The 7,663-nt window shown below is 41.6% G+C and carries 13 protein-coding genes; all 13 read left to right on the top strand.

Features of this window, described 5'->3' with window-relative positions; all coding sequences use genetic code 11:
* Window positions 1-65: 65 nt before the first annotated feature.
* On the top strand, window positions 66-206 hold the full coding sequence (locus tag G596_RS24990; RefSeq protein ID WP_022762735.1) for a hypothetical protein: 141 nt from the start codon (window positions 66-68) through the stop codon (window positions 204-206).
* Between the two features lie 407 nt (window positions 207-613).
* Window positions 614-1,360, top strand: coding sequence for a nucleoside phosphorylase (locus G596_RS0115465; RefSeq protein WP_022762733.1), 747 nt, complete (start codon window positions 614-616; stop codon window positions 1,358-1,360).
* A gap of 16 nt (window positions 1,361-1,376) precedes the next feature.
* The gene (locus G596_RS24530; protein WP_081646769.1) at window positions 1,377-1,607 is read left to right on the top strand and encodes a GNAT family N-acetyltransferase; all 231 of its coding nucleotides are present in this window, start codon (window positions 1,377-1,379) and stop codon (window positions 1,605-1,607) included.
* 72 nt (window positions 1,608-1,679) lie between these two features.
* Complete coding sequence (locus G596_RS0115455) at window positions 1,680-2,471, top strand: SDR family oxidoreductase (protein ID WP_022762731.1); 792 nt, start codon at window positions 1,680-1,682, stop codon at window positions 2,469-2,471.
* A 28-nt stretch (window positions 2,472-2,499) separates the two neighbouring features.
* Window positions 2,500-3,048: a GNAT family N-acetyltransferase gene (locus tag G596_RS0115450; RefSeq protein WP_026671377.1), complete on the top strand. Its 549-nt coding sequence runs from the start codon at window positions 2,500-2,502 to the stop codon at window positions 3,046-3,048.
* Between the two features lie 30 nt (window positions 3,049-3,078).
* Entirely contained in the window at window positions 3,079-3,462 is a 384-nt protein-coding gene (locus G596_RS0115445) for a VOC family protein (RefSeq protein WP_022762729.1), read from the top strand.
* A 91-nt stretch (window positions 3,463-3,553) separates the two neighbouring features.
* Window positions 3,554-3,991, top strand: a complete 438-nt coding sequence (locus G596_RS0115435) for a GNAT family N-acetyltransferase (RefSeq protein ID WP_081646768.1) — start codon at window positions 3,554-3,556, stop codon at window positions 3,989-3,991.
* A 25-nt stretch (window positions 3,992-4,016) separates the two neighbouring features.
* Window positions 4,017-4,670, top strand: a complete 654-nt coding sequence (locus tag G596_RS0115430; RefSeq protein WP_022762726.1) for a YczE/YyaS/YitT family protein — start codon at window positions 4,017-4,019, stop codon at window positions 4,668-4,670.
* Window positions 4,671-4,691: 21 nt separating this feature from the next.
* Complete coding sequence (locus G596_RS24985) at window positions 4,692-4,838, top strand: hypothetical protein (protein ID WP_022762725.1); 147 nt, start codon at window positions 4,692-4,694, stop codon at window positions 4,836-4,838.
* 4 nt (window positions 4,839-4,842) lie between these two features.
* A complete protein-coding gene (locus G596_RS0115420) occupies window positions 4,843-5,712 on the top strand; it encodes an NAD-dependent epimerase/dehydratase family protein (RefSeq protein ID WP_022762724.1) in 870 nt (289 codons plus the stop codon).
* A 116-nt stretch (window positions 5,713-5,828) separates the two neighbouring features.
* A complete protein-coding gene (locus G596_RS0115415; RefSeq protein ID WP_022762723.1) occupies window positions 5,829-6,221 on the top strand; it encodes a flavodoxin family protein in 393 nt (130 codons plus the stop codon).
* A 26-nt stretch (window positions 6,222-6,247) separates the two neighbouring features.
* On the top strand, window positions 6,248-6,787 hold the full coding sequence (locus G596_RS0115410) for a glutathione peroxidase (RefSeq protein ID WP_022762722.1): 540 nt from the start codon (window positions 6,248-6,250) through the stop codon (window positions 6,785-6,787).
* A 106-nt stretch (window positions 6,788-6,893) separates the two neighbouring features.
* Window positions 6,894-7,574, top strand: coding sequence for an MBL fold metallo-hydrolase (locus G596_RS22440; protein WP_022762721.1), 681 nt, complete (start codon window positions 6,894-6,896; stop codon window positions 7,572-7,574).
* Window positions 7,575-7,663 lie beyond the last annotated feature (89 nt).

Here is a 7,663-nt window from a genome sequence, read left to right as displayed (position 1 = left end):
CAATGGGATAGAGGCATAGTGGACATGCCCTGTTCTTTGGGATGCACTAAGCATCCCAAAGGTTCATGCCGCTCTGCGGCATAACAGAAACCTCTTCCGACGCAGAGTCGGTGGTGGTAGTTCATTCAAAGCTCTTCAGAAAGAAGGTGTACTCATGGATGATCATGATGGCGGATGTGTTCTCTATGAGAAGAGACATGAAGTAGAAGCACTTCTTGGGGTAATCTGACAAAAAACTTCTTGACAGTGATTTGTCAGTCAATTATACTTACAACTAATAATTTTCAGAAAGGTAGACGCTATGGAAAGACTTATTCTCGTCAAAACAGACGTGGTCATTACAACATCCGTGAATATGATTCAGGGGTCTGTTTTTGATATGTATGATGAGGATAAGGATAATTATAGGGCATAGCTAGTGCTTTATAACTTACATAGTATACAAAGCCTCATCAAGCGAGAGTTTGATGGGGCTTATTTTTTTAGGAGGTGGCCGATGGATAATTATGTTGATGAAAGAGACTACAAATTACTGGAAAGCTCTGTACAATAGGCTAATTGCTGTTAAAGGTCATCCCTTTTTGATATATTAGAAAAATAGGAGGAGCGACGGATGTTGAAGGACTTTTATGATGAGACTGAACCAATAGTAAAATTGGAACATTTTTATGGGGAACAAAAGCACTTGGTTGATAAGTGCATTATTATTTTTTCAAAAGAAATTCATGACCATATTCTGGAAAAATTTCATTGTGAAGAGATCGCTTCGCTAGGGGCATGTAACGGAAGTATACCTATCTATTGTCTTGAATATAAAGGTGAAAAGATAGTATTTTACCTGACATCAATAGGCTCCGCCGTTGCATCGAGTGCCTGCTATGAAGCACACTGGTTAACCGGTGCGACAAAGTTTGTAATGTTCGGTTCCTGTGGAAGCCTTGATCCGGAACAGACCACCGGAAGGTTTATTGTCCCGACAGAGAGTTACAGAGGTGAGGGCGCTTCATTTTACTATGCTCCGGCCAGTGACTACATTGATATTAAGGGCTGTGATAAATTAGAGGCTATTTTCACAGAACTCAAGGTGCCATATGTAAAAGGTCGTGTCTGGACAACGGATTCTATGCTCAGAGAGACAAAGGGACTTGTGGCCAAAAGAAGAGAAGAAGGCTGCATAGCAGTAGAGATGGAGCTTGCGGGAGTCCAGGCTGTGTGTGATTTTTACGGACTTGAACTGTATGATTTTCTGGAAGCCGGTGATGTACTGGCAGATAGCGGATATGAAGTGGAGGCACTCAATGCAGCAAACCATGATCTGGACAAGTTCTATATTGGCTTGGATATCGCGGTAAGGATATAAATTAATTTAAGGTGAAATCATAGGAAGTGGCGGCCTCGTATACCATGCAGACAGAGATGTTTGGGAAGTTGGATACAATATCAGAAAAGACCAGTGGGGACATGGTTATGTTCCGGAAGCAATGCAGGGAATAATTGATCATATTTCAAAGACCAGAAAAATTCGAGCTATTGAAGGTCAGTTTGCAGCAGAGAACCACAAAAGTCAGCGGGTAATGGAAAAGCTTGGGCATGCATTATTCACATGACAGCGAGTTAGTGAAGCTTGATGGGAGCAAAAGGTATCCTGCAAAAACTTTCATTAAGGAGTTTTGATTGAAATGATACTTGTCACAGGGGCTACAGGATTTGTTGGAAATAAAATAATGGAAATCTGCAATGGTGTCGTTGCAGCGCCATCGCTCAGGAACGCATCTGAGGAGCGGGTCAGGCGGATTATCGAAGAGAGTGGTGTGGATACCATCGTTCATACGGCAGCCATATCGGATATAGGGGCCTGTGAGGCAGATTCGGAGGCGTCTTATATAGCAAATGTTCAGATACCATGCTTCATTGCCAAAGCAGCAGAAGGAAGAAAACTTGTATGCTTTAGTTCTGATCAGGTATACAGCGGTCTTGAGGATGATGGACCTTATGCAGAGGATATAGTAAAACCTGCAAATATCTATGCAGAACACAAACTTGAAATGGAGCAGAGAATCTTGGATATCTGCCCTGATGCAGTTATGCTTCGCGCGGAATGGATGTATGACTATTATCTAAAAAAGCCCAATTACTACATGAACATAATAAATGCCAAGGAATCAGTAGCGTTCAGCTCAAAGCAGTACAGAGGCATCACTTATGTAAAGGAAGTGGCTGAGAATATAGAAAGAGTCATAGCATTACCCGGCGGATCTTATAACTTTGGAAGCGAGACAGATAAGTCCATGTATGATATTACAAAGGAATTTGTAAGTGCGCTGGGGCTGGATATTCAGGTAAATGATGCTCCTACAAGGCATAATCTGTGGATGGATTGTTCCAAGGCGAAAGAGTACGGTGTTGTTTTCAGCAGTGTTTCGGAAGCTCTGTTACAGTGCGCCGAGGATAATGGTAGAGAGAGTAAATAAGATGCTTGCGGCATATGCAGGAGGATATATGAAAATCGAAGAAGAAATAATCACACTAAAAGATGGAAGAAAGCTTACCCTGAGATCTGCGGAGGAAAAAGATTCGCAGACAATGATTGATTATATGGTCAAGACAGCTGAAGAAACGCATTTCCTATGCAGATATCCTGAGGAGATAAATCCTGATCTTGAACACGAAAAGAAGTTCTTAAATGATATTCTGGAATCTGAGGGCTCTGCATTTTTCTCGGTTTTTGATGGAGACAGGGCAGTTGGTAATTGTTCTATATCAGCTCATAGCAAGCATGTTAAGCTCAAGCACAGATGTGATTTAGCGATTGCATTGGAGCAAGATTTTTGCGGATGCGGCCTGGGGACAATTCTAATGACAAAGGCTATAGATAAAGCAAGGGAGCTGGGCTTTGGGCAAGTTGAACTTGGCGTATACGCTGACAATGACAAAGGATTAGCCCTTTATAAGAAGATGGGATTTCAGGAGATGGGCAAGACTCTAAGAGCATTCAGGCTTAAGGATGGTACATATATTGATGAAATCAACATGGTTCTCTTTTTGTAAAAACAGAAGATAAATTGGGGGATGTTAAAAATGAAGATAGAACATGTTGCAATGTATGTTAATGACCTCGAGGCAGCCAGGGACTTCTTTGTGAAATATCTTGGCGGAAAATCCAATGATGGTTATCACAATGTGAATACGGATTTCAGGTCATATTTCATCTCATTCGACGATGGAGCAAGGCTTGAACTCATGAAAAAGCCCGGACTTGTTGATGCCGAAAAACATCTGTTGAGGACAGGGTACATTCACATAGCTTTTTCTGTGGGCAGCAGGCAGATGGTTGATGAGCTGACTAAGCTTCTTAAAGATGATGGCTTCGAGGTTGTAAGCGGACCCCGGACTACAGGCGATGGATATTATGAAAGCTGCATTGTTGGTATTGAGGGCAATCAGATAGAAATTACTGAATGAGGTATGAAATATACAGACATTTTTATGACAAGTTACTACTTTTGAAAGATGAGATGAATACTGAAGCTGCGAAGGAAATTGCCATGAAGAAATAACAAAGTATCAGTGGCCGGATCCATTTGAGAGTGTTGATGATGCCAGGGAGCTTTTACAAGGATTTCTTGATGGGGTGAAGAACGGTGAAACAATACTTCTTTCTGTGCTGTCAGAGAATGGTGAGTTCATAGGGAGCTCGGAAGTGCATGGGCTTTCAGAGGACTGCTGTGAAGTCGGTGTTTGGATTAAAAAGTCTGAATGGAATAAAGGACATGCATATACTGCATTAAAAAAGGCTCTTGATATTGCTCGTACCAAGTATGGTAAAAAAGAATTTTTTTATGAGGCGGATATCCGCAATATTGGAAGCATGAAACTCCTTCGTAAGTTTGAAGATGAATATGAGATCATTGAGCAAGAACTTGAGAAGGTAACCACTGATTCCGGAAAAGAGCTGGAGCTCCAAGGGTATATCATGAAAGTCAGGGAATAGGATGGAATTAAGGAAACATCAAAAAATGAAAAGACAGAAAATCATACTGGGATGGATTAGAATTGTCATAGGCTTGTTTGTATTTGCCTTTGGCGTTCATCTGACAATATTTGCAAATATAGGACTTGCACCATGGGACTGCCTGGGAATGGGAATATCATATCATACGCCGCTTAATTATGGAGTATCCATGACACTTGTTGCTATTGCCGTTCTTGCAATAGATTTGATCATGAAGGAAAAGATAGGCTATGGAACAATAATAGATGCACTTCTGACCGGGAATTTTGTCCAATTCTTCAACAGCGTAAATCCTTTACCTCTCAACAGTAATCTGTGGAGTGGAATAGTCATTATGCTTATGGGTTTTGTTTTCATGGCGCTTGGAATGGCTGTATATATGAAAAGTGAACAGTGCTGCGGACCGAGGGATGCACTGCTTGTCGGATTGGGGAAGCGGATGCCGCGTATCCCGATTGGAATTGTCGAGATTATACTCTGGTCAGTAGTCCTCGTGGCAGGAGTGCTGCTTGGAGGACCGGTAGGCATAGGTACAATACTAAGTACTTTTGGTGCAGGGATTGTGATGCAGATAGTATATAATATTATTAGGTTTGAACCGCGAGAACTGCATCACAGAGGGGTGACAGAGGTTTCGAAAGCGCTTATAACCAGGTAAAACGGGCTATTGACTAAGTTCATGATGGAGAATGAATACTATGAAAAAATATATAGCAGGACCATTATCCCAGGAATTGTGACAGGAATACCTTTTGCAATAGGTGTCTGCTTTGTAGCATATTTGCTCTTTCTTGGAATGCTTGATGTGATGGGAATGAGAGGGTAATGGTATGAAAATTCTTGTTGTTGGGGGAACCAGATATTTTGGAATCCCCATGGTTAATAGCTTACTTCAAAAGGGGCATGAAATTACGATTGCCACGAGGGGCAACTCAAAGCCGGATTTTGAAGACTCTGTGGATTATGTTGTTATGGACAGGATGGATTCTCAAAGTGTTAATGAAGCTCTGGGCGGTCGGCATTTTGATCTCATAATCGACAAGATTGCCTATAGCTCCAAGGATGTAAAGGCACTTTTGGAAAACGTAACCTGTGACAGATATATTCAGATGTCTACGTGCTCTGTTTATCCCAAGGATCATCCTGATATCACGGAGGATGAGTTCCCCTCTGAAAAATATGAGCTACATTGGATAGATCGAATCAAGGATTATCAGGAAACCAAGAGACAGGCAGAAAGAGCGGTGTTTGAGTTCATGGATCCTGAGAACATTTCTTTTGTCAGGTATCCGATTGTTATGGGCGAGAATGATTACACCGGCAGACTGGATTTTTATATTGAGCACATAAGAGATCAGAAGCCCATGAACATTGATGATTATGATAAGGAGATGGCGTTCATCTACGAGAAAGATGCAGGTGAATTTATGGCATACCTGGCAGATCATTTTATAGCCGGCCCCGTAAATGGCTGCTCGAAAGCAACGGTTAAGATCTCGGAGATTATCAGATATATAGAAAAAGGCCTAGGCAAGAACGCTGTTATCAGTGAGCAAGGGGATGCTGCTCCGTATAACGGACTTGAAAATACACGTAGTTTTAGCACAGAAAAAGCGGAATCGACCGGTTATGGATTCCGTGAACTTGGTGATTGGTTATACCCGCTGATGGATGAAAGAATCCGGAAATTGGTCCTCTGACTTTATTTTTTAAAGTTAGGGGGCTTGTTTTTTTGTGGAATAGTATTATAATTAACATTGCACACAATTAAATGTAATAAAATGGAATATGCAGATTGAACGAAAAGGAGGATGCCATGAGCACAGCAGTCAGATATTATTCAAGATCAGGGAACACAAAAAAGGTTGCAGAGTATATTGCAGAAACAGCAGGTGTAGATGCTGTCTCAGTAGATTCAAACAATGCTGAACTTTCAGATAAAGTAGATGTCCTTTTTATTGGTGGGGCGCTCTACGCTTACGGTATTGATGAAAATCTGAAGCAGTACCTGAAGACATTATCCGGTGATAAAGTCGGCAAGGCAGTGGTTTTTTCAACATCATGGCTTTCAAAGCACGCACTGGACCTTATTAAGGATGCTCTGACAAATAAGGGGATCAAGGTTGAGAGCGATACCCTGTATTTTAAGAGCAAGGCTGTAGACGGCTGCAGGGATGAAGCAGTGAAGTTTGCAAAAAAATATATTTGACGAATATGACCAAGGAGGACATAAAGATGATCTATGATTACAAAGTAACTACAGGAACAGGTGAAGAACTTAATCTTGCTGATTACAAAGGGAAGATTATTCTGGTTGTGAACACAGCTACAGGTTGTGGTTTTACACCTCAGTACAAACCAATAGAGGAGCTTTATGAGAAGTATCATGACAAAGGTCTTGAGGTGCTGGATATCCCGTGCAACCAGTTTGGCGGACAGGCTCCCGGTACAGATGAGGAAATCCATGAGTTCTGCACACTTCACTACAATACAACATTCCCTCAGATGAAAAAAGCTGATGTAAACGGTGAGAATGAGCTTCCACTTTACACATACCTTAAATCTCAGAAGGGATTCGAAGGCTTCCAGGATCATCAGTACAGAGAATTACTTGAGAAGATGTTTGCAGAGGCGGATCCTGATTGGGACAAGAAGCCTGATATTAAGTGGAATTTCACAAAGTTCGTAATTGACAGGGAAGGAAACGTAGTTGCACGTTTTGAACCCACAGCTGATGTGGAAGATGTTGAGGCGTGCATAAAATCTCTTCTTTGAAAGTGTTTGGATTTATTAGTATTGACTCTGGCATATCAAGGATGTTTTGATTGAATCTAGAGCGGAAACTATACATCCCTTAGGATGAAAAATTGGAGGATACAACATGGAATGGAAAAAGATAGATGACAGTACATATCAGTATGATGAAGGCGGCGTGAGATTTTTCCTATTGCTTGGGACAGAGCAGGCGCTGCTGATTGACAGCGGTATGGAGGTTCATAACGCCAGAGAACTTGCGGGAGAGATCACAGAGCTTCCGGTCAGACTGTTTAATACACATGCGGACATGGATCACATCGGCAGTAATGATGAATTCGATGAAGTTATGATAAATCCCGCTGAGCTTGTTAATTATGGCAAGCCGCACCCTTCTCAGAAGATAATTCCGATATATGACGGCGATGTTATTGATATAGGAGGACGAAAACTTCTGGCAATTGCTCTTCCCGGACATACGCCCGGAAGCACAGCGCTTCTTGATGAAAACAGCGGAATGCTCTTTAGTGGTGACCCGATCCAGGATGGCGGAATATTCATGTTTGGACCCATGCGTGATATGAGCGCTTACATCCACAGTCTAAAAAGACTTGAAAAATATAAGGGTAAGATAAAGGGCATATATGCAAATCATGGAACTTTGCCGGTGGATTTTTCAATAGTGGAAAAGCTTATCGAGGGTGCAAAAAAGGTTGAAAAGGGTGAGCTTATTCCGACAGAGAGGGATATGTTTGGTCAGACCGTCAAAGCATATGATGTCGGGGTGGCAACATTCCTTTGCGAATAAAAAATTTTCGATTATTTGGGATTATTATGAGGTAGAACAGAAATGGACACAAATACAATTGATATCATGGGAGTAAGAAAAGATGGCGG

The sequence above is a fragment of the Butyrivibrio sp. AD3002 genome (genome assembly GCF_000420905.1).
GTDB lineage: Bacteria > Bacillota > Clostridia > Lachnospirales > Lachnospiraceae > Butyrivibrio.
The sequence above is the reverse complement of the archived record's forward strand: the minus strand, read 5'-3'. Positions and strand labels throughout refer to the sequence as shown.

Excerpts from the sequence above, each read along its gene's own strand:
- G596_RS24990 (WP_022762735.1), top strand. The coding sequence starts at position 66 with ATGCCGCTCTGCGGCATAACAGAAACCTCTTCCGACGCAGAGTCGGTG.
- G596_RS0115465 (WP_022762733.1), top strand. The coding sequence starts at position 614 with ATGTTGAAGGACTTTTATGATGAGACTGAACCAATAGTAAAATTGGAA.
- G596_RS0115455 (WP_022762731.1), top strand. The coding sequence starts at position 1,680 with ATGATACTTGTCACAGGGGCTACAGGATTTGTTGGAAATAAAATAATG.
- G596_RS0115450 (WP_026671377.1), top strand. The coding sequence starts at position 2,500 with ATGAAAATCGAAGAAGAAATAATCACACTAAAAGATGGAAGAAAGCTT.
- G596_RS0115445 (WP_022762729.1), top strand. The coding sequence starts at position 3,079 with ATGAAGATAGAACATGTTGCAATGTATGTTAATGACCTCGAGGCAGCC.
- G596_RS0115430 (WP_022762726.1), top strand. The coding sequence starts at position 4,017 with ATGAAAAGACAGAAAATCATACTGGGATGGATTAGAATTGTCATAGGC.
- G596_RS24985 (WP_022762725.1), top strand. The coding sequence starts at position 4,692 with ATGATGGAGAATGAATACTATGAAAAAATATATAGCAGGACCATTATC.
- G596_RS0115420 (WP_022762724.1), top strand. The coding sequence starts at position 4,843 with ATGAAAATTCTTGTTGTTGGGGGAACCAGATATTTTGGAATCCCCATG.
- G596_RS0115415 (WP_022762723.1), top strand. The coding sequence starts at position 5,829 with ATGAGCACAGCAGTCAGATATTATTCAAGATCAGGGAACACAAAAAAG.
- G596_RS0115410 (WP_022762722.1), top strand. The coding sequence starts at position 6,248 with ATGATCTATGATTACAAAGTAACTACAGGAACAGGTGAAGAACTTAAT.
- G596_RS22440 (WP_022762721.1), top strand. The coding sequence starts at position 6,894 with ATGGAATGGAAAAAGATAGATGACAGTACATATCAGTATGATGAAGGC.